This window comes from Psychrobacter sp. NPDC078929 (assembly GCF_050267985.1).
Lineage (GTDB): Bacteria > Pseudomonadota > Gammaproteobacteria > Pseudomonadales > Moraxellaceae > Psychrobacter.
On record NZ_JBNNFX010000001.1, the window covers coordinates 267,366 to 290,225 of the forward strand.

A 22,860-nucleotide genomic window follows, 5' to 3' on the forward strand; every position below is an offset into this window, starting at 1 on the left:
AATACTGCTTTCATAAAGTAAAACCACTCCATAAAAAAGACAGTTTGTTATATAACAGACTGTCTTTTTTTATTGTGTTTAAATAGCTCCTGTTAGCGTCATGGCTAAATGTGCAAAACGACCTAGTTAGCAACGATCGTAACGGGCATACCCTCTTCTACTTGCTCAAATAATTCTACGATATCTTCATTACGCATACGGATACAGCCATGTGATAGCGGAATACTCATTGGTTCAGTATCTGGTGTGCCGTGAATATAGATATAGCGCTCATAAGTATCGCAACCACCTTGGCTATTGCTACCTTTGTTTAACCCTTCTTCAAGACCGCTTAACCAAAGAATACGGCTCAATATCCAGTCACGCTTGGGATGTAGCTCACCAAGATTTGTATCGTATATCTCACCTGTCGGTACACGCCCGACAAATACCGCATTCATAGGCTCACTACCACCTATTTTCTGTTCAATCACATGCCTGCCAAGCGGCGTGCAACCACTATCCTGCTGACTACCAATACCATTCTTTGCAGTGGAGACTACATATCTCGCAACCTCAGTCTGCTGCTGGTACAGCGTCAATGTTTGCTCAGCGATATTAATCACGAGTTGTTTATCAAGCGTCTTATTATTGGTCATAAATGCTTCCGACTATCAGTCATTCATCAGATTACTATCAAGGTTATTAGCAAAATGATTGAAAATTTCTATTATCAAGGGATTGTATCAAGACATTTGGCACCGTAATATAGGGGCACACTTTTTGATGCTAGCAGATTATGACGACTATTTCACCGACACGTGTGTCGATGTATGATTTTTTATATCATGATACCCAGCCTATGCTGTCACTTTTGGCCGATGCGGCACAGCTCTCTCTACCGCAAGCTCGCTTAGGGATGGATGCCAGTCTACAAGCCATCGTAAGTGCGCTTCTCGCCTATCAGCAGCGTCATCAGGGACAAGCAGTCAGCAAAAAGCTGTTTGGTCGTAGTGCTGTCAAAGAGTTACGACAGTATAACTCAATGAACTTTGCAACCATTAGCGCCACACTCTACCATCGTCACGATGCAGCAGATGCTGTATTTAGTGATAACGCCCGTGTCATAAAGGCAAGCGAACATATCGCTGAGAAGATTGATGCAACGACGCAGCAGGCTCAAACTCTACTCACCTCTTTATGCGTGATTGTGCTGCGTGAATTGGCTATCCTGACAGAATACAGTCAACTAGACAGTGATGAGATCAATAAATGGTTTGCACTACAACCACAGTTTTTATCAGCGGCACGATTTAGCCCAAAGCATGCGCATACCTCATCTGCTGAGACAGAAAGCAATAGTGACTTGCCCCAATCAACTACTGAAGCTGCTGAAGCGATAGAGAACAACTCAGAGAATAATGCGGAACGTACGTTACTAAATGCTGAGCAGTTATCAAGCATTCCACCTTCTTTTGATCCTTACTGGTATGAACTGTCCGGATTCAAACCTGAAAACTATGAACCTGTGCAAGATATGCAAATGGCAACAGGCAATTATCTAAAAGCCATTGGGCGTTCACCTGACAATCTACAGCAGGGTCGTCACAACGATATGCTAGTATTTACGGAGATGCATGCCGTTGCCTTACCACATCAACGTTGGCTGCTTCAATTAGCCAAAATCTCAGATATCTATCTCAGTCGAAATCGACTGCGCGTTAACTCTGAACCAGCCAATCCGCCTAAACCGCCTTTAGTAAGTTTGGGACTAATCGGCGGCAATAATGATAATACACCAACCACCACTAGTGAAAAGCCCATCGAATATGAGGCTTCCACACCGCTATGGAAAAATCCTGTCATTCTTATCATCATACTTGTCGTTGGTGTCCTTGGTGCACTCGCTACTTTAAAATACCAGTCGCAAAAATCTGATGGAGCCATCCTGGCAACTGAAGAAGTATTAGAACAAGATGCTATTGATGAGCGTCAACAGCAAGATGTAGCCATCGTCATGGTAGATGAAGATGAATCTAACGTTACAGAGACAGAAAAAGCTGAGTAAAAATCTTTACTATTAAGACAGCTATTCTAAAAGTGATGGTTTTAGCAATCATTTACTAACCATAAAAAAAGAGACCCTATCAACATAGAGTCTCTTTTTTATTATGCGATCTAAGTTATGAATTGGCTATCAGTAGCCCAAAAACTTACTTAGATAAATCGCGACCACGGCTAGCTTCGATAGCTAGACGTAAGCCATTTAGACGGATAAAGCCTTCTGCGTCTTTTTGATCATAAGCGCCTGCATCATCTTCGAAAGTGGCAATTTTTTCATCAAATAATGAATCGTCAGATTTACGGCCGACGACGCTCACGCTACCTTTATACAGTTTTACACGTACAGTGCCGTTGACGTATTCTTGTGATTTGTCAATCAATGCTTGTAGCATCATACGCTCAGGGCTGAACCAATAGCCATTGTAGATGATTTTTGCGTAGCGTGGCATTAGCTCATCTTTTAGATGGGCAGCTTCACGATCAAGCGTTAGTGATTCGATACCGCGATGCGCTTTTAGCATAATCGTGCCCGCTGGCGTCTCGTAGCAACCACGTGATTTCATGCCGACGTAACGGTTTTCAACGATATCTAAACGGCCGATACCATGTTTGCCGCCGATTTCGTTCAACTTAATCATGACTTCATAAGGCTTAAGTGCTTCACCATCGATAGCAACGATGTCGCCTTTTTCGTATTCTAGTTCTAGATACTGTGCTTCATCAGGTGCTTCTTCTGGGCTAACAGACCAGCGCCACATATCATCTTCTGCTTCAGTATATGGTTCTTCTAGGACACCGCCTTCATAAGAGATATGCAGTAAGTTTGCATCCATTGAGTAAGGAGATTTTTTCTTATTGCCCGCATAATCGATTGCGATATCATGCTCTTCAGCATATTTCATCAAGCTTTCGCGGCTTGATAGATCCCACTCGCGCCAAGGAGCAATAGTTACTACGTCTGGTGACAAAGCGACAGCACCTAGCTCAAAACGAACTTGGTCATTGCCTTTACCAGTCGCACCATGGCTGATAGCATCGGCATTATGCTCTTTAGCAATCTCAACCAAACGCTTGGCAATCAATGGACGAGCAATAGACGTACCTAGTAAGTACTCACCTTCGTAAATGGCGTTAGCACGGAACATAGGAAATACATAATCACGAGCGAACTCTTCGCGCAAATCTTCGATATGGATATGCTTGATACCCATTGCTTGAGCTTTGGCTCGTGCTGGCTCAACTTCTTCGCCTTGACCGATATCAGCGGTAAAGGTGATTACTTCCGCATCATAAGTTTCTTGTAGCCATTTAGCGATGATTGAGGTATCAAGACCACCTGAATAAGCCAAGACAATTTTATTGATATTTTTTGGATCAAGTTGAGCCATGAATAACTCCCATTATGAAATATAGTTTTAGAAAAGGCGACGATCAAATCAAAAGCAAGTCGAACGATAATTACCTGCTCAGTGTACATCATATTTACTATGGGCAAAAGTCTAACTGCCATAAGGCGTGCGCTTTTGACTTAAATTCTAGTCAACCTCATTTTTGCCACTAGAATTTAAACATCATTTAACGACAAGATATTAATCTTAGCCCGATGAATTATGTACAGATATCTAGCCTTATATTTAGTCAAGTGGGCAAATCTGTTATGATAGACCCACAGTAACACTCCCTTTTGTTTCCTTTATTTGACGATATAGAGCGCTTTGACACTATGACTGATTCGATTAGAGAATTGACCATCCTTCAGCCAGATGACTGGCATATTCATTTGCGTGACGATCTCGCCTTGAGCACGACCGTACCTCATGCAGCAAGCAGCTTTAACCGTGTCATCTGTATGCCAAACCTTGTGCCTCCAGTCAAAAATGCGCAGGATGCTATTGCTTACCGCGCACGTATCATGGAGCAATTAGCAGCAAGTGATTTAAGTCTTGAGCGCAAGTCAGCTTTTGATCCACGTATGACTCTATACTTAACGGATAACACCACTGCCCAAGATATCGAGTTGGCAGCGCAGTCAGGTATCGTACAAGCTGTCAAACTCTACCCTGCTGGAGCGACTACCAACTCTGCAGACGGCGTCACCAACATCAATGCCTGCGTCGATGTCTTTGAAGCATTAGAAAAGTACAACTTGCCACTACTGATACATGGCGAAGTGACACAAGACCATATAGATATATTTGATCGCGAAAAGCGTTTCTTAGATGAAGTGTTGGCACAAATTATCGTGAAATTCCCTACGTTGAAAATAGTAGTAGAGCACATCACTACCAGCGATGCAGCAGATTTTGTATTGTCACAAGGTAACCATGTTGCTGCCACTATTACGCCGCAGCATTTGATGTTTAACCGCAATCATCTATTGGTTGGTGGTATCAAACCGCATTTTTATTGCCTACCTATCTTAAAGCGTGAGAGCCACCAAAAAGTGCTATTAGATGTGGCCACTAGTGGTAATCCAAAGTTTTTCTTGGGTACTGACTCTGCGCCACATGCAACAGACAAAAAAGAAGCCGCTTGTGGCTGTGCCGGTTGCTATAGTGCAGCCACGGCGCTGCCTTTGTATGCGACCGCCTTTGATAGTGTTGGAAAAATAGACAAATTAGAGGGCTTTGCCAGTCGTTTTGGTGCTCAGTTCTACGGCTTACCTCTAAATGAAAGCACTATCACGCTTGTCAACACGCCTATGCAAGTACCTACTGACTATCCTTATTTTGATGGTGCATCATTGACGCCCTTGATGGCAGGTGAGACGCTACCTTGGTCGATTAAGGCTTAACGCCCGCAAAGTTTAGCATTCAATAAACGACCTATTATTTTGTCCTATGATATTAATGATACCTTTGTAGTAGATTTCTTTGTACTAAAGGTGCAGTTAGTATCATAGGATGTTTATTTTTTATTCAATATATTAGTACGACTGATAAAAGTGATTTAACTTTATATGACCAATCAAAACATAGCGACCTTGCCTGACGAAGACTTATCAAACCCTAAATCTGCCAGTCTTGATGCTACTCTAAGCACTTCTACTGAAGATGCAGCTTCAGTGACAGATGAGCAAGCGCCTATGGCCTTAAAAGACCGCTTTCGCAAGTTCTTGCCTGTCGTCGTCGACGTGGAAACAGCAGGTTTCAATGCCCAGACCGATGCACTGTTAGAAATTGCCTGTATTCCCGTCTTAGTGAATGAACAAGGTGTATTTTATCCAGGTGAAGCTTTTAACGCTCATATCGAGCCTTTTGAAGGCGCAAACTTAGAGCCAAGTGCGCTTGCCTTTACCGGTATTGACCCTAAAAACCCAATGCGCAAAGCTATTGCTGAAGATGAAAAAACAGCATTGCGCCGAATCTTTAAAGGGTTAAAAGACGTACGCCGTGACGAAGAATGCCGTCAATGTGTCTTAATTGGACACAATGCCCATTTTGACTTGGCTTTCTTAAATGCAGCTGTGCTACGAACCAATAGCAAAAACCACAATCCATTTCATAACTTTTCAGTATTCGATACCGTCACCTTATCAGCATTAGCTTTTGGTCAAACCGTCCTAGCACGCGCTTGTAAAGCAGCAGGGTTAGAGTTTGATGGTAAGAATGCTCACTCAGCTCTGTATGACACTCAAAAGACTGCTGAACTATTCTGTCATATACTGAATAACTATCCCATGTTGGCCAATGCGCTGCATAATGAAGACGCGAAAGAAGAGTCAACTGATAACGACAGTCAATAAGTCACATATCCTATATTGCCAATCATACATAATAGTGCTATTTGTAATACTTGATGACTTTGACATCTTGATTTGGCAATCAATAGGGATATGATTGATATCATAATAAATAGACGGAACTATTTTCGTGATGAAAAACGTAGTTGTTTTATTCGATATGAATAACGGTCTGATGATAAAATATCACTCTTAAGCGATGTAGTTATATCCTATAGATGGTTTAAGTTGCTCACACTGTCTTGATAGCAAGCACTATCAAGATTAATAGGAGGGACTTTATTATGGATCCACAGCTCAAGTTATGGGGCACCATTCTCGGCTATATGCTGCTCGCATTGACGATTAGCGCCTGTACTTCTTTATGGATTCGCTATCATTTAAAGCGAAATGACCTGCATCCACGTCGCGCAATTAAAAAAAGATATTTAATTTTAAAAAGACGTAGAAAAAGGCTTGACAGGAAGCGCCGACGCTATTAAAATACGCACCACTTCAGCATAAATGGTGAAAGCAGTTGAAGTGTTGTTACTAGTCCCCATCGTCTAGAGGCCTAGGACACCGCCCTTTCACGGCGGTAACGGGGGTTCGAATCCCCCTGGGGACGCCACTATTTGGCGTCACTTGTTAGCATTAGATTAGACTAACAAGCGTACCACCAAAACCCAGTTCATAATTTATTATGAACTGGGTTTTTTTATGTCTCTCCTTAAGAGCCAACTTATTTTTTTAAATAAAAAAGCCAGCATCAATTGAATGCTGGCCTTTTTTATTTGGTTGTCTTATTAATTATAAATATAGCTTGGCTCAATGGGTACTTTATTCATATCTATCGATTACAGCAGTAACCATAGCAACGTAGCAACTATCATCAATCCCAATATCGTCTGGATTAAAAAGAACGCTTGATGCTGCCCTACAACCTTACTTAAAGTGACCCCTAGCGTACTATATTTGACAGGAGGCGTATCAACGTTACCTGTTCTCGTTTGCTCTTCATAGTAGCCCTGCAATATGTCCAAGAACTTCTGCCACTCATTAGAATCCCACTCATACGGCTTGAATGGCATTAACTTTTTAAGCTCAGGCTCTTTAGTCATCCAACGCTCAAGGGTAATCGAACGTAATGACCAACTGGCAAAACGGCGTTTGGTAATTTCAGAAAAATCTAAAATCTTTAATTCTTTATGTCGATCATCTACCAACAAACGATTTTTTAGATTGGTTAGTGCCTGCTCTGAGCCTTCGACACACTGTAAAAAGTAGCCATTGCCATAGCAAAGAATACCCGTGACATTATCTATTTGATTGCGTTCAACCGCGGTCTCTGAGATATCATTAAGCGTACTAGGACTTGAAAGACCAGTAGAGGTAATCCGGCTTATATATACAAGCTGGCAGAGATCTGGCGTTACTGGATTTGTTGAATCGTTGATTGTTGACAATCAGCTTCTCCCTATTATCAGGTAAATGTCGCTAAAACAATCATACTAACTTCAGAAAAAATATAGAGACAACATAACTAAGTGTAATGAATCGGTCTGATATATTATTGATTTTATAAGTTTTTATATTAATTGTATTAAGTTAGTTACATCATAGGTTAGTTTGGTCATTAAAGCAACCTATTACTGGACATAGGCCCGCTCAGACACAAAAAACATATGTAATAACCATATTATATTCCAAAGTAGATTATATATATTCTGGGTATAGGCTTTAGTAATAGATTATTTTTGGATTCATTAATTTTTAAGAATAGTACAGAAAAGTCTAACGAGGATATAGTGGCTACTGAAGCCATAATTCTTATCATGGCCACCATTAAGTATAAAAGGAGTAAAACTGATGCTCGTTAGCGGAAGCAGAGTTGAAACTAAGACTGAAGCGCCATAATCGCTGTTAACAGTACCGCATCATCAGGATAGGTCAGTTTTATATTCTGGCGACTACCAGAGACTAAGCGGATTGGTAAATCTAGTTGTTCAAAAGCACTGGCCTCATCTGTGATGCTGAGCTGGTGCTCAAACACATGTTTTAGGACTTTTTTCAATTGACCTAAGCGAAAAACTTGCGGGGTTTGTGCTTGCCACATGTTGCTACGATCAATGGTAGTTTTGGTATAAGAATGTGGACGACTCTCTTCTGCGGAGGTAACTTGCTGATAGGAAGCTTTTAACGTATCGGCCACTGGTGTCGCTAGAATAGCGCCGTAAGGCTCCAGCATCGCTGCTTCAATCACTTGATCGATATCTACATTCGGTACAGCGGGACGTGCTGCATCGTGAATAAGCACCAAATCTGAATCATCAGCACCTGTCTGACTAATTGCCTCAACGCCCGACTGTACTGACTGCCAACGCTCTGCTCCGCCGACTGCATATCGTACAGGAAGTGCAAACTTTAATTGTTGAGCCGTGCTGTCATCGGCTGATATGACCAATAGACACTTATCAATGTAATCGCTATAAGCAAGTCGTGCCACGCTATGCTGCAACAGCGTCTGACCTTCTAGCATTGTATATTGCTTGGCGATAGATGCACCAAAACGGCTGCCGCGACCAGCTGCGACGATCATGGCATGTATATTAGGGGTTGTATTCATAGTAGTGTACTCATGGTTTGAGCCCATGACAGTATATGTAGAGAGGAATAAATCAGATGTTAAGTATGATGAATGGTGTCAGATAACAACACTATGATGCTGCATCATGAAAATTAATTCATGTCGTAAAAGTTAGTATATCCGTGAAAGTTAGTGTATTTATAAAGCTAATAGTTGCTGTGCGTGGTTGGTGCGGTGGATACTTGGACAAAAGTCTCATTCGGTTTGATTAAACCTAAATCTAAGCGAGCATGCTCTTCTACGGCCTCAAGCCCCGTTTTCAAATCTTGAACATCGGTGCGTAATAGATTATTTGCCGCAACTTGATTGTCATTCAAACGTTGTTGCTCTTCGATTTGAGCTGTCAACTTGTTGTGTTCAAAACGGCCATTTTCACCCAACCAATACTGATATTGCAATCCTAAAAGCACTGCAACGGCTAAAGCAAGTAGTATAAATTGGCTAAAATATTTCATAAGGTGATAACGCCAAACGGTATAAAAGAGGATAGTAAAATTTAAGCTGATTAGGCGATATACAAATGATTATATATCGCCCAAATATTGACTTCAGCTAATGAGTCTAGGCTTTTCAACGTATATTACGCTAAAAAGCCAGTCAGATTTTTAGCCACGTAGACCGATAAACTCTTCACGGCCACGATAGCTTGCACGTACTTGCTGCTCGATACGTAGCAATTGGTTGTACTTCGCTACTCGGTCTGAACGACATAGTGAGCCAGTTTTGATCTGGCCTGCCGCTGTACCAACTGCCAAATCTGCAATGGTGCTGTCTTCAGTTTCACCTGAACGATGTGAAATGATGGTTGCATAGCCATTTTTCTTAGCCATATAAATCGCATCTAGCGTTTCTGACAAGGTGCCAATTTGATTAAATTTAATCAAAATTGCATTGGCAATGTGCTTATCAATACCTTCTTGCAAGATCGCAGGATTGGTCACAAACAAATCATCACCAACCAATTGGACTTTATCGCCAATCTGCTCGGTCAAATACTTCCAGCCATCCCAATCCGACTCATCAAGACCATCTTCGATAGAGATAATAGGATACTGACGTGCCAGCCCAACTAGGTAGTCTGAAAACCCTTGGCTATCAAAGGCTTTATTACCTTCGCCTGCCAAAACGTATTGACCATTTTTGTAAAACTCACTAGCCGCACAATCTAGCGCAAGATGAATATCTTCACCAGCTTTATAGCCAACTTGCTCAATCGCCTGCATGATAACCGTGATAGCTTCTTCGTTGCTACGTAGGTTCGGTGCAAAACCACCTTCATCACCAACGGCAGTGTTTAGACCTTGTGATTTCAACACAGACTTTAAGCTATGGAAAATTTCTGTACCAGCACGTAGCGCTTCTGAGAAGCTAGTGAAGCCCACAGGCTCAATCATAAACTCTTGGATATCAACCGTGTTGTCCGCGTGCTCACCACCGTTCAAGATGTTCATCATCGGCACAGGCATGGTCAACGACGTTTGGTTACGTAGATTGGCAATGTATTGATGTAATGGCAGATTCTGTGACTTGGCTGCCGCTTTGGCTGTAGCAAGTGACACAGCTAGCATGGCATTGGCGCCCAAGCTTTCTTTGTTTTCTGTACCATCTAATGCAATCATGGCATCATCAATGGCCTGTTGCTCAGTCACATCTTTGTCAATCAAGGCGCTGCGGATTTGACTGTTGACATTAGAAACGGCTTTTTTGACGCCTTTACCCATAAAGCGGGTTTTGTCGCCATCACGTAGCTCAAGCGCTTCACGTGAGCCTGTTGATGCGCCACTTGGAGCAGCAGCACGGCCGACAGTACCGTCAGCTAAGATAACATCAGCTTCGATAGTTGGATTGCCGCGCGAGTCTAAAATTTCACGAGCGCGAATGTCTTTAATTGCGGTGACGTTGTTGGTTTCTTCAGCGTACATAATGTCTGTTAATTCCTTTGGTCATGCCAAGTTTGTGAGATAAATAACGGCAGCTAGCATACAAAAAAGATAAAGCAAAATATCATATAGCGCGTAATCCTAAAAACCCTTCATACCTTTCCATCTTGTGGCTATAGTTACCCAGCAATTAGAGGTGTATCAAGCAGATTAATAGTCGGCTATAGTGCTTGGCATCATAGCATATATTTTACCAAACTTCCCTTATCTTACACCGACTTGCCGTCATAAAAACAATCTTAGAGATACATATATGCGGTGGTTGCCTCTTTTATATTTGTAGAATACCTAAGCAAATATGATAGCTACTATTTCGCTATGCGCTTATTATCCGTATGAGAGGTGGATACCGTATTATCTAACTCAATCTCTGTCTTAAACCGTGTCAATCGTAGTGCATTCATGAGTACTGAGATGGAGCTAAGCGCCATAGCAGCGGCTGCAATCATCGGATTTAAAAACCCAAATGCCGCAAGCGGAATACCAAGACAGTTATAAATGAAGGCAAAAAATAGATTTTGTTTAATATTGCGTAGCGTTGCTTGAGCGATTTTTTGTGCCGCATCGATATGCATGAGCGACTCGCCCATGAGACGTGCAGAGGCACTATGCTGCGCGACATCAGTCCCCTCAAACATCGCAAAACTGGCATCGGCAGTAGCCATCGCTGGCGCATCGTTGACACCGTCTCCTGCCATCGCTACCTTATGACCAGCAGTTTGCAATAGTGCAATTTGGCTGGCCTTGTCACGTGGGCTCATCTTGCCATAAGCCTTATCAATACCCAACTGCCCTGCTACATGATCGACGACGGACTGCTTATCACCACTCATCAAAATGACATTGATACCCGCATCTTGTAGTGCAGCGATTGCTTGCGACGTATCTGCTTTTAAGTCATCGGCTAGTGCAAACGCACCTAGTGGCTCATCATTGATACTAATCGCAACGGTACTGGCAATTTGCCATACTTTTGGCATGAATCTTGGCAACGTCAAGTTCGCAAACTCTGCCGTACCTACTTTTATCAGCCCAAGACCTTCGATATTTGCTTGTATACCAGCGCCTTTTATCACACTGATGTCAGTCACATTAAATAGAGATAGTTGACGGTCTTTAGCCGTATTGATCAGAGCTGTTGCTAATGGATGACTGGCGTGCGCCTCGACACTGGCAGCAATCTGCAACACATCGTCAACGGCCAGTGACTTATCCACCATGACCTGATCAACGATAGTCGGCTTACCAATGGTCAGCGTGCCTGTTTTATCAAGTACCACCGTATCAATATTACCTGCCGCCTCGAGACTTTGCGCATCTTTAAACCATACACCATGACGCGCCGCCACACCCATACCAGCCATGATCGCCGCTGGCGTGGCCAAGCCAAGCGCACAAGGACAAGCAATGACCAATACCGATACGGCGTGCATTAGTGCAGTATCAACCATACCTGTCAGCCACCATGTGACTCCAAAGGTAACCAACGCAATCGTTACCACTACAGGGACAAAAATAGCCGTTACTCGATCCGCGAGACGCGCTAGATTGGCTTTTGAACCTTGTGCATCACTCAATGCTTGCACCATATCACCCAGCTTAGTATCACCGCCCTTCGCACTGACACGGTATAGCAGACTGCCATTCTCTACCAAAGCACCTGCCAGCAATCCATCGCCTTGTTCTTTTTTGAGAGCTACCGACTCGCCAGTTAAATGACTCTCCACGCACCAGCCGCTGCCTTCTATGACGGTACCATCTGTAGCGACACGGCTGCCTTGTTTTGCACGTAGGACGTCACCTACTTGTACATCAGATAACGCAATATTATGAAATTCACCATTTGGCTGCTGCTGCTCTACTTCATCAGGTGTCAATGACAATAATAAATCAATACTGTTTAGGCTGTGCTTCTTGGTACGTTCCTCAAGATATTTACCTGTACGTACAAAGGCAATGACCATCACCCCTGCTTCAAAATATACGGCTGGGCTATTACTCGCACAGTGTTCGCCCAAATGCCCACTTTGCAATAGACTGTTTAAAGTACCATCGCCATGCGTGAGCCAAAGATAAGTCGAATACGCCCATATCGTCACTGTACCAATGACTACCAACACATCCATATTGGCAAGGCCGCCCTTTATAGATGCCCATGCGCTCTTATAAAATGGTAACGCTAAACCAAACTGTACTACAGTCGCTAAAATAAATTGAACCCAGACTGGCGGCATCCACGCCATGCCAAAACCCGTCAACATACCTGCCATACCCACTAAAAATGGCACCAAACAAACCCATAATCCGATCAAACGCCATGGGTATTGAGTGGCGGTATCTTCGTCAGTCTGAGCAAATAGGCTATCGGCTGCCTGCACATTAGCCACAAAGCCTGTTTTATTCACCCACTCCGTCACCTGTTCGGGCGTCGTTTGGGTCGGATCATAATCAACATTGGCAGTCTCGCCAGCAAAACTTACACTTACCTCGTACACCGAAGGCTTTTTGTTAAGCACCTTCTCGATTCTTGAGGCGCAGGCCTGACAAGTCATGCCGTCAATCGCCAATTGCAAATGCGCGCGTTGCGGTGTCAGTGACGTGTTGGACTCAACATCAGTTTCGACATCATAAGACTCATCTTTGGTAGTACGGGTGGTATCGTTCATAAATAAAACTCGTCATGGTGCCTATAAATTTGTAGGAACCACGATAAAATATCAGTGGGTAGGCAAAAAATTCAAATAAAGCAATTAGGTTATATCGTATTCAGTATGAGTATTTTAGACAAAGTAGCAATGTATCAAAGTATTGAGACTGAATGCTCATAATCGTTAATCATTAAAAAACCAGCTATCATGCTTGTAATAACATGTTAGCTGGTTTTGTAAATAAGTGATGAGATTTATGAGTTAGCAACTGTCGCCTCAAATCCGGCATCATCAATAGCTGAAGCAATAGCCTCTGCACTGGTTTTGCTATCATCAAAGGTTATCGTCGCTAGGTTATCAGCGAGGTCAACAGTAATAGTCTCTAATCCATCAATATCGGCTGTTGCCGTATGTACGCTTGCTACGCATCCGCCACAAGTCATACCGTCAATTTTAATAATACGTGTTTGATCTGCCATATTGGGCTCCTTATTTTTATCAGTAATGAGTAACTCTAATAGTGATTCTGTTAATACTTACTTTGATATTTTTTAAGTTATCAAAGTAAGAGCAACTATCAAAGCTACATTAAATAAGCATAAGCCCTATTATCCTCGACAACAAGACCGTTTGGTTGTTGCTTTATTAACGAGATGCTATTAACGAGATGCTATTAACGAAACAGTAACTTATTAACAAATAACGTAAAAGAGCGCATCGACAAGTTTATAACAATAGTTATTTGTGATTATAAATCGTTATGGTGCGGGTTCTGCGGTGAATCAATCGGAAATGGCTGAGTCACATAGTCCACCATACTAATCGCTGCTGTTAAGGCATGGATACTAGTATCTGTATCATCATAGCTTACCGTTGCGACATTATGCTTAGGATCCAAATTGATAGCCGTCACGCCTGAGATGTTCTTAAGCGCAGTCATTATGCTATTTAAGCCTTCTACATCATCGATATTTTCGATGCTTACTTGTGCCATTTGAATTGCCATTGTATAGCCCTCTTATCGCGTACCGTATCAATGAGTATCCAATACTTCAAAACCTTTGACCAAATCATCAATTTGCTTAAGCTGACGTAAGAACGGCTCTAGTTGACTCATACGCAGCGCACATGGACCATCACATTTTGCAGTTTCTGGGTTTGGATGCGCTTCTAAAAACAACCCTGCCAACCCTGTGGCCATACCTGCACGGGCAAGCGTTGTAATCTGCTCACGACGTCCACCAGCACTATCACTACGTGCACCTGGCTGTTGTAAGCTATGCGTCACGTCAAAGAATACCGGTATATCCATCTGCTTCATGGTATCAAAACCAAGCATATCCACGACCAGATTATTATAGCCAAAGGCACTACCACGCTCACAAAGTATCAATTTATCATTACCGCCCTCTAAGCACTTATTGACGATATGACGCATCTCGTGAGGGGCCAAAAACTGCGCCTTTTTGATATTAATAATGGCATCTGTTTTTGCCATCGCATGCACTAGATCTGTCTGACGCGACAAAAATGCAGGTAGCTGAATAATATTGGCCACTTCAGCGACGGGTGCTGCTTGATGTGGTTCATGCACATCAGTGATAATCGGTACTTGGAATTTTTCTTTGATCTGACCTAGCCAATCGATACCCTGCTCTAAACCGGGCCCACGATACGAATGCAGACTTGAACGATTGGCTTTATCAAAGCTCGCTTTAAAAACATAGCCGATACCCAAGCGCTTGCAAATATCAACATACTGCTCAGCAATCTCAAATGCCAATTCTTTAGACTCTAAAACATTCATACCACCGAACAATACAAAAGGCTGGTCGTTACCAATATTAATCGTATCGTTGTTAGGAGTGTTGAGCGTGATATGTGATTGTGCGGTCAATAGGTTTTCCATGAAGCCATTACCTCTTATTTTGTTATTAATATCTCTATCCCATATTGTAACCGATAGCCTGATTAAAAAAAGTATGCAAGCGTAATTAGAGATTATTAATGAGGATATTGACTTGTTAATAACTATTAGCCAAAAAAAAGACCAATCCGAAGATCAGTCTTTTTTATAATAAACGCTTTCAATATACATTACATTCTGAGAGTTATTTTGCTTCGCTATGGTTCTTCGCCGCTTTTACAAAACTATTAAACAATGGATGACCACCGCGTGGCGAGCTGGTAAATTCAGGATGGAACTGTACGGCGATAAACCAAGGATGGTTAGGAATCTCAACCGACTCAACCAAATGCTGCTTGGCAGAATAGCCTGATATCGTCATACCTGCTTGCTCTAATGGCTCGATATAGCGATTATTCATCTCATAACGATGACGATGACGCTCAGTGATATTGGTTGAACCATAGATTTGCGCAAGCTTACTACCAGCCACCAGTTCCGCTTGCTGCGCGCCTAAACGCATGGTGCCACCGAGGTCTGAATCATCGCTACGAATCTGCAATTCGCCGCGCTCATCCAACCACTCGGTAATCAAACCGATGATAGGCTCGGCCGCGGTACGATGGAACTCAGAGGAATTGGCATCGATATGCAGCACATTACGGGCATATTCAATCACCGCCAACTGCATACCAAGGCAAATGCCTAAATATGGAACGTTGTTTTCACGAGCATAAGTGATGGCTCTCATTTTACCAGTGGTACCGCGCTCACCAAAACCACCTGGGACCAAAATCGCATCGGCGTCGTTTAGACGCGCATACAGCTCATCGTCCGTCTCTAGTAGCTCAGCATCGATATAGTCAATTTTGACATCTGACTGATGCACGATACCGGCATGTAGCAACGCTTCGTTGATCGACTTATAAGCGTCTGGTAACTCGACATATTTGCCGACCATCGCAACCGTCACTACCGCTTGAGGGTTGAGCTGGGCTTCGACCACTTTGTCCCAATCGCTCAAATCCGCTTCAGGGACGTCAAGACCAAAACGCTCACAGATGAGATCGTCAAGATCTTGCTCATGTAGGGTGCGCGGGATTTGATAGATGCTTTGGGCATCTTCACACATGATGACTGCGCGCTCTTCGACATTGGTAAACAGCGCAATCTTGCGGCGGTTGTCTTGCGAGATATGGTGGTCAGAGCGGCAGATCAAGATATCTGGCTGCAGACCGATAGAACGTAACTCTTTTACCGAATGCTGGGTAGGTTTGGTTTTGGTTTCACCTGCACTAGCGATATAAGGCACCAGCGTTAGATGCATGAGCATAGCGCGATTGCGTCCAAGCTCTACTTGCATTTGGCGTACCGCTTCCATAAAAGGAAGTGACTCGATATCACCGACCGTACCGCCAATCTCGATAATGGCGATATCATAGCCTTCGCCACTGGCAAGAATTTTACTTTTGATTTCATCAGTGATATGCGGAATCACCTGTACCGTACCGCCAAGGTATTCACCGCGACGTTCTTTATTTAAAACATTTTGATAAATACGGCCACTGGTGAAGTTATTACTTTTACTCATCTTTGAGTGACGCAAGAAGCGCTCATAATAGCCCAAATCCAAATCTGTCTCTGCGCCATCTTCGGTGACGAACACCTCACCATGCTGAAACGGACTCATCGTACCTGGATCGACGTTGATATACGGATCCATTTTGGTCATCGTCACGCTCACGCCACGTGCTTCAAGGACTGCGGCAAGAGAGGCTGCGGTAATACCTTTTCCTAGTGAGGACACTACCCCACCGGTCACAAATATAAACTTGGTCATAGTACTCTGTCGGTAATTGGTAAAGAAGGATTTTACTAAAAATACGCCACAAAATATAGGGCAAAAGCGCAAACTCTTTAAAACACTCAGTTTTTAACGCTTAATTGTCATAAGTGCGTAATCATCGTAAATACGTAGCTATTATAACCCACTGCGGCTTTAAAAAGGTCACAACAAAAAAACTCACCCCGAAGGATGAGTTTTTTATAATACGTTTTCTAATGTTTAGATTAGAATTTGTATTCAATACCCGTACCTACAATCAAGTCATCTTTGTTATTGTCACGGCTGATTTGCCCTGCATAAATATGACCCGTGGTCGCTTTATTGAATGCATATTCTCCACCAACTGCGATTTCATTTACATCAGCATCTTTTACGCCTTTTTCGTCAGTGGTATTAACATACTGTGCTTTAACTGCCCAAGGTGTTGCACCAACTTTATATTTACCACTAATTAGCCAAGATTTTTCATCTTCACTGGCTTTGTTAACGCGGTTGTTGTTAACGATGCTATAATTATCGTAGTATTGGCTTTGTTGGTATAGAGCACCTAAAGTTAAGCCCGAAACCATATTCATTTTGCCCATATCTAAACCAGCAACCAAACGCCACGTATTATCAATCACGCCAGTATTTACATTGTTAGCACCCATGTCTTTGTCATAAGCACCGGCTAGATAAACACCATTTTTGTCATAGGCTAATAAAGCAGAATAACCGTTATCTTTTACTTTTCTATCACGATAGACTGCAGGCTTCGTACCAGATGCTGCGGAAACGAGAATATCACCGTCGGCATCAGTTTCTGATAATGCGGTAGCTGCCATAAAACTCACTGGCATACCGACAATAACAGGTGATTGATAGGCCACCATATTGTTAGCACGGTATTCACCTGAAACACCCGCATTTTTAATATCAAATAAGCTATCATTAAACACGTCAACTTTGTTTTGTGCAAGTTTCAATGGGGTATCATGGCGTCCCGCTAGTACAGTACCTAAAGTGTTGTGGGCTAAGCCTACATAAGTATTACGTGATCTAAACTGTTGGCTATCGTCATCATGGTAGATTTGATATTCTAATTGATAAATAAGTTTAGTGGTATCAGTTAAATCGTCGTCACCTTTAAAACCGATACGTGATTGATTAGAGTTAAGTTTAAATGTATCTTCATCTGTCTTGTTAGCTGCATCGTAGTCTGTACTAACATAATCTAAGGTTAAAAATGCTTTACCATATACAGTTGGAGCAGCATGGGCAGCAGAAACTGAAAGTGCAGCGACGGCTGTGGCTAAAAGTAATTTTTTCAAAGGATATCTCCACTTTACGATTTGAGTGATAAATGGTCTAAGATCATTAGATATATAATGGCAAGGTCCTATACCTTCGAAACCATATATATAGCGAGCCATAAGAACTGCTTAGACATAACTTTACCAAGCAAATATTACAGTAAGATGAAAAAACCAAAGTTTACACAAATGTTATTATTAATTTTACGGATTCTGTTATTTAAGACACGCTGTTGTTCAAGACACAGTATTGATTACAAAACAAAAAAACCCACCCCGAAGGATGAGTTTTTTATAATACGTTTCTAATGTTTAGATTAGAATAAGTATTCTAGACCGCCACCGATAGCGAGTACATCAATATCACCACGTAAGTCGATTTCATTAACATTGCCGTCTTCGTCTCTCGAACCAAAACGACCATTGTTTAATTCCGCTGAATTTAGACCAGCATAGGCATGAGCGATCATATTATTTTTAAACGCATATTTGCCACCTACAACGACTTGATTTGAGTCATTATTCTCAAGACCACTGATATTGTCGGTTTTGTCATACTGAATATAAACAGAGGCTGGACGGGCAAAATTCGAAAGACCCATTTCAGCACTCACCACTAAACCGTCCTCTGTTGCAGTAGTAGTACCGGCATAGTCAGCTTCTTGATATAGAACGCCTAACTTTACAGGAGCTGCGATATATTTACCTAAATCGACGCTAGCACTGCCACGGATAATATCACCACTAACACTCATGTCTTGCTCATAAGCAATACCAGCGGTAATGCCTGTACCTGGATCAAACATCAATGAGGCACCATAGCCTGCGTCACGATCACTCTCAGATATAAAGTCTTCATCAGCACCATACATCAGCGCAAGCGCTAATGGTAGGTCATTGTATTTAGGCGCTTTCCAAACGATTGAATTATTGATACGGTTACCAACGGTCGGGGTCAAAATATTAGCAAAGCTGTCGTTGTTGTTCAGAGTACTAGAGCCAAGATTATCCCAATAACCTTCATTAACTGATACGTTATTGATATAGTCAATGACTGTGTAGTTACGACCAAAGCGGAATTCACCGAAGTCTTTATTTTTTAAACCTAAATAAGTATCACGACTTTTGAAGCCAATGTTATCGCTACCACTATCATCAACTTTAACGCCGTACTCTAATTGGTAAATTACGTCAGTGTTGGCCGTTATCGCTTCAGAGCCTCTGAAGCCTAAACGTGAAAGATTAGAATTAACTTGTAATGAACCGTTGTCTTCATTAATTCTGTTATTATTATCCATATTCTGACCATCAATTTCAGCATTAACGTAATCAGTAGTAACGAATACTTTACCATAAACGGTAGGTGCTGCCTGTGCTGCAGAAACAGATAGAGCAGCAACGGCTGTAGCTAAAAGTAGTTTTTTCATGGGGTATCTCCACTTTACAATTTTAGTAATGAGCAAGCTATTATTAGCTGGCGCCCATATTGGTATCGTCACAAATCCTCAAAGATATAATGTGTAACTGGCTACCGAGATTAGTCAGAAACAAGTGTGGCGAATTTCTATTACAGTTAAGATAAAAAACCATGACTCACATGACTGGGATTAAACAACGCAACTGCCATGTAACGTTTGGTCTTTATTGCTCCGTGCGTAACATCCGTTACCAAACTCATACTTCGAATACAAGCATAACAACTTTGACATAATTTGCAACATATTTTTTTGCTTTTTCGATACACGCGTTATCGAATAACAGATACTTTCTTATATTTGAACGATTGTGAAAAAACTTCTATTTACTCAATCAGATACGAATAATATTGGTTAATACCGTTACTAATAGTCTTAAACGCACATAATAGATACTAAGTAATATACCAAAAAAGAGCGCTATTTATCGATCACAAATAGCGCTCATAAAACAGTTTCTGACTTATGTTTGACACATTTGGTAGTTACAAACGAGCAAGACTGACTGGCATACTTGCTCATCAAATATGCTTAGATACCTGTCATATTTGGTCTATTGTTCTAAGCGTTTGCTTTAAGATCCAAACGTGCTTGATGCAACAATGGCTCAGTATAACCACTAGGCTGTGCGCGTCCTTTGAATACTAGATCGCAAGCCGCTTTAAATGCATAAGAGCTATCCAAGTTATCTGCCATCGATTGATAGTCATCATCGCCTGCATTTTGCTCATCGACGACCTTGGCCATGCGTTTCATTGTATCCATCACTTGCTGCTCACTAACCACGCCATGATGCAACCAGTTGGCAATATGTTGGCTTGAGATACGCAAAGTAGCACGATCTTCCATGAGACCGACATCGTTGATGTCAGGCACCTTGGAGCAACCAACGCCTTGATTTACCCAGCGTACGACATAACCCAAGATACCTTGGGCGTTATTTTCAAGCTCTTGCTGCTTTTCTTCATCAGTCCAGTCGGTATTTTTCGCCAATGGAATGGTCAAGATGTCATCCAAGCTAGCACGCTCGCGTGATTTTAGCGTGTCTTGTACATCAGCTACGCTCACTTGATGATAGTGTATGCTATGCAAGGTAGCTCCCGTTGGTGAAGGTACCCACGCAGTGCTAGCACCAGACTTAGGATGAGCGGCTTTAGTATCCATCATCTCTTTCATCTCATCAGGCTTGGCCCACATACCCTTACCGATTTGCGCGCGACCTTGTAGGCCTGTCTCTAGACCGATATCGACGTTCCACTGCTCGTAAGCAGGCTGCCATGCTTGCGATTTCATCTCGCCTTTTGGTACAAATGGACCTGCATTCATGCTGGTATGCATCTCATCACCAGTACGATCTAAGAAACCTGTGTTAATGAATATAACGCGCTCTTTGGCTTGGCGGATTGCTTCTTTTAAGTTGACCGTCATACGGCGCTCTTCATCCATGATACCGATTTTGAGCGTATTGCGCTCTAGACCTAGCAAGTCCTCTGACGCATTAAATAAGTCATTGGCCATTTTAACTTCTTCAGGGCCATGCATTTTTGGCTTCACAATATACATTGAGCCTTGACGTGAGTTTGATAGCTCGTTTTTGCCTTTGATATCATTAAGTGATAATAGTGGCGTGATTAAGCCATCCATTAAGCCTTCAAATATTTGCTCTTGACCATTGCCTAAATCAACCAAAATAGCAGGATTCTGCATTAAATGACCGACGTTACGGATTAATAATAGTGAACGACCTGGCAAGATCAGCTTACCACCATCTGGCGTATTATATTCACGATCTGGATTTTGCTTACGCGTACGCGTTTTGCCACCCTTTTCAAAGGTTTCCTGTAGGTCGCTATTCATCAAGCCAAGCCAATTACGATAGACTTCGACTTTTTCTTCTGCATCTACCGCAGCGACTGAGTCTTCACAATCCTGAATGGCTGTCATAGCCGACTCAAGCAGTACGTCCTTGATGTTTGCTGGATCGTCTTTACCCACTGGATGATTACTATCGATTTGAATCTCAGCATGCAAGCCGTTGTTCTTTAACAGCACACCTGTAGGAGCTTCAGCGTCACCGACAAAGCCGACAAACTTAGCCGTATCTTTTAGCTCAGTACTGCTATCACCTTGTACGACTTCTAGCTTGCCATCGATTACTTTAAAACCAGTCACATCATTGTAAGAGCCTGATGCTAGTGTGAAATGCTCATCTAAAAATGCTTTAGCGTAAGCCACAACAGCAGCACCGCGAGTAGGATTATAGCTACCACCCGCTTCTTGACCATTGTCACTGCTGATAACATCGGTGCCATACAAAGCATCGTATAAGCTACCCCAACGTGCGTTGGTCGCATTAAGCGCATAACGAGCATTACGAACTGGTACGACTAGCTGCGGCCCTGCGATGTGCGCGATTTCGTCATCGACGTTTTTGGTATCAACCGTGAATGCTTCGCCTTCAGGTAGCAAATAACCAATTTCTTGTAAAAATGTCTTATAAGCTGGATAGTCGATTTCGCCATCTTTTGCAGGATTATCTAGATGCCATTGGTCAATTTGCGCTTGAATCTTGTCACGAGTTTCCAATAGTGCTTTATTGCGCGGGGTAAACTCTTTAATAACCTTTTCGAAACCTGACCAATAATCGTCTGAATCCACACCGACTTTCGGTAATACTTCGTTTTCAATAAAGTCATACAACTGCTGATCGATGGCAAGACTGCCTTTTTGAATACGATTGGTGTTAGAAGACTGGCTCATATTGTTATCCTTATCTGTTCGTGAGGGGTACTAATACTGAGTTGTGACAGTAACTGTTTAAGAGTTTTTAATCTTGTGAGGTTTAAACGTTCATATTTCATTCGTTGTGGAATCTTTAATTCTCTAATTTTTCTGAGAAGATATATCTACAAATTCATGTTCTAGTAAAAGGCAACCTATTAATATTAGACTTACTCTTTACTAAGAGCGAATCATAAAAGTAAGACGAAATGCTTAAAGAGCAAAATCTCATCCTACTATCAAATAATAAAATTAACAAGGAAACACCATTCACTAAGTAAATACTTAGGCTGTTTAATAATGATAATGTATGAGTGGCCTACTCTAGAAGCTATAATCATCATCTAGGAATTAGATGCTGCAAAGTTAATATAAACAGTAAGTAATCATTGATATCTTTAATTATGCTTAGGGCGTGTTGAACATTCATAATTTGAGCCAGATATAAGCACAAGCAAGAGCGACCGTATTTTCATAACTCTGCTTGAGCTTATCAAATCTAGTGGCAACCGCCCTATACTGTTTTAGCTTAGCGAAAGCGTTTTCTACTAGATGTCTGGC

At 42.1% G+C, this 22,860-nt stretch carries 19 protein-coding genes and 1 tRNA gene; 5 read left to right on the forward strand and 15 right to left on the reverse strand.

What is annotated here, in order from left to right; all coding sequences use genetic code 11:
- Positions 1 to 122 precede the first annotated feature (122 nt).
- Positions 123 to 638: a L,D-transpeptidase gene (locus tag ACQKCG_RS01165; protein ID WP_101206307.1), complete on the reverse strand. Its 516-nt coding sequence runs from the start codon at positions 636 to 638 to the stop codon at positions 123 to 125.
- 140 nt (positions 639 to 778) lie between these two features.
- Here ACQKCG_RS01165 and ACQKCG_RS01170 point away from each other — a divergent pair, with 140 nt between their 5' ends.
- A complete protein-coding gene (locus tag ACQKCG_RS01170; RefSeq protein WP_101206306.1) occupies positions 779 to 2,047 on the forward strand; it encodes a hypothetical protein in 1,269 nt (422 codons plus the stop codon).
- A gap of 145 nt (positions 2,048 to 2,192) precedes the next feature.
- On the opposite strand, the gene ACQKCG_RS01175 is transcribed toward ACQKCG_RS01170, so the two are convergent.
- Positions 2,193 to 3,431, reverse strand: coding sequence for an argininosuccinate synthase (locus ACQKCG_RS01175; RefSeq protein WP_057761167.1), 1,239 nt, complete (start codon positions 3,429 to 3,431; stop codon positions 2,193 to 2,195).
- Between the two features lie 335 nt (positions 3,432 to 3,766).
- On the opposite strand from ACQKCG_RS01175, the gene pyrC reads away from it, so the two are divergent.
- The 4 genes from pyrC (at position 3,767) to ACQKCG_RS01195 (ending at position 6,395) form a co-directional block, all read left to right on the forward strand.
- Complete coding sequence (gene pyrC, locus ACQKCG_RS01180; protein ID WP_101206305.1) at positions 3,767 to 4,837, forward strand: dihydroorotase; 1,071 nt, start codon at positions 3,767 to 3,769, stop codon at positions 4,835 to 4,837.
- Between the two features lie 291 nt (positions 4,838 to 5,128).
- Complete coding sequence (gene rnt / locus ACQKCG_RS01185) at positions 5,129 to 5,788, forward strand: ribonuclease T (RefSeq protein WP_102078582.1); 660 nt, start codon at positions 5,129 to 5,131, stop codon at positions 5,786 to 5,788.
- Positions 5,789 to 6,069: 281 nt separating this feature from the next.
- The gene (locus tag ACQKCG_RS01190) at positions 6,070 to 6,267 is read left to right on the forward strand and encodes a hypothetical protein (protein WP_134292217.1); all 198 of its coding nucleotides are present in this window, start codon (positions 6,070 to 6,072) and stop codon (positions 6,265 to 6,267) included.
- 52 nt (positions 6,268 to 6,319) lie between these two features.
- Positions 6,320 to 6,395: transfer RNA gene (locus ACQKCG_RS01195), tRNA-Glu, on the forward strand.
- A gap of 226 nt (positions 6,396 to 6,621) precedes the next feature.
- Here the strand turns inward: ACQKCG_RS01195 and ACQKCG_RS01200 are convergent.
- The 13 genes from ACQKCG_RS01200 to ACQKCG_RS01260 all read right to left on the reverse strand — a co-directional run.
- Positions 6,622 to 7,230: a BLUF domain-containing protein gene (locus ACQKCG_RS01200; RefSeq protein WP_101206304.1), complete on the reverse strand. Its 609-nt coding sequence runs from the start codon at positions 7,228 to 7,230 to the stop codon at positions 6,622 to 6,624.
- Between the two features lie 431 nt (positions 7,231 to 7,661).
- Positions 7,662 to 8,390, reverse strand: a complete 729-nt coding sequence (ispD, locus tag ACQKCG_RS01205) for a 2-C-methyl-D-erythritol 4-phosphate cytidylyltransferase (RefSeq protein WP_227522984.1) — start codon at positions 8,388 to 8,390, stop codon at positions 7,662 to 7,664.
- Between the two features lie 167 nt (positions 8,391 to 8,557).
- Positions 8,558 to 8,866 carry an FtsB family cell division protein gene (locus ACQKCG_RS01210; RefSeq protein WP_057761172.1) on the reverse strand — a complete coding sequence of 103 codons (309 nt, stop codon included), beginning with the start codon at positions 8,864 to 8,866 and terminating at the stop codon, positions 8,558 to 8,560.
- A 150-nt stretch (positions 8,867 to 9,016) separates the two neighbouring features.
- Complete coding sequence (gene eno, locus ACQKCG_RS01215) at positions 9,017 to 10,333, reverse strand: phosphopyruvate hydratase (RefSeq protein ID WP_057761174.1); 1,317 nt, start codon at positions 10,331 to 10,333, stop codon at positions 9,017 to 9,019.
- Positions 10,334 to 10,659: 326 nt separating this feature from the next.
- The gene (locus tag ACQKCG_RS01220) at positions 10,660 to 13,017 is read right to left on the reverse strand and encodes a heavy metal translocating P-type ATPase (RefSeq protein ID WP_101206302.1); all 2,358 of its coding nucleotides are present in this window, start codon (positions 13,015 to 13,017) and stop codon (positions 10,660 to 10,662) included.
- A gap of 236 nt (positions 13,018 to 13,253) precedes the next feature.
- On the reverse strand, positions 13,254 to 13,478 hold the full coding sequence (locus ACQKCG_RS01225) for a heavy-metal-associated domain-containing protein (protein WP_057761178.1): 225 nt from the start codon (positions 13,476 to 13,478) through the stop codon (positions 13,254 to 13,256).
- A 269-nt stretch (positions 13,479 to 13,747) separates the two neighbouring features.
- Positions 13,748 to 14,005, reverse strand: a complete 258-nt coding sequence (locus ACQKCG_RS01230) for a heavy-metal-associated domain-containing protein (RefSeq protein WP_101206301.1) — start codon at positions 14,003 to 14,005, stop codon at positions 13,748 to 13,750.
- A 27-nt stretch (positions 14,006 to 14,032) separates the two neighbouring features.
- Complete coding sequence (gene kdsA, locus ACQKCG_RS01235) at positions 14,033 to 14,908, reverse strand: 3-deoxy-8-phosphooctulonate synthase (RefSeq protein ID WP_101206300.1); 876 nt, start codon at positions 14,906 to 14,908, stop codon at positions 14,033 to 14,035.
- Between the two features lie 202 nt (positions 14,909 to 15,110).
- Positions 15,111 to 16,745: a CTP synthase gene (locus ACQKCG_RS01240; protein ID WP_134292216.1), complete on the reverse strand. Its 1,635-nt coding sequence runs from the start codon at positions 16,743 to 16,745 to the stop codon at positions 15,111 to 15,113.
- Between the two features lie 230 nt (positions 16,746 to 16,975).
- A complete protein-coding gene (locus ACQKCG_RS01245) occupies positions 16,976 to 18,061 on the reverse strand; it encodes a porin (protein WP_134292215.1) in 1,086 nt (361 codons plus the stop codon).
- A 299-nt stretch (positions 18,062 to 18,360) separates the two neighbouring features.
- The gene (locus tag ACQKCG_RS01250; protein WP_101206298.1) at positions 18,361 to 19,470 is read right to left on the reverse strand and encodes a porin; all 1,110 of its coding nucleotides are present in this window, start codon (positions 19,468 to 19,470) and stop codon (positions 18,361 to 18,363) included.
- 609 nt (positions 19,471 to 20,079) lie between these two features.
- A complete protein-coding gene (locus tag ACQKCG_RS01255) occupies positions 20,080 to 22,278 on the reverse strand; it encodes a malate synthase G (protein WP_101206297.1) in 2,199 nt (732 codons plus the stop codon).
- Positions 22,279 to 22,725: 447 nt separating this feature from the next.
- The coding region (locus ACQKCG_RS01260) for a transposase (protein ID WP_427584962.1) at positions 22,726 to 22,860 on the reverse strand (135 nt) is incomplete at its 5' end.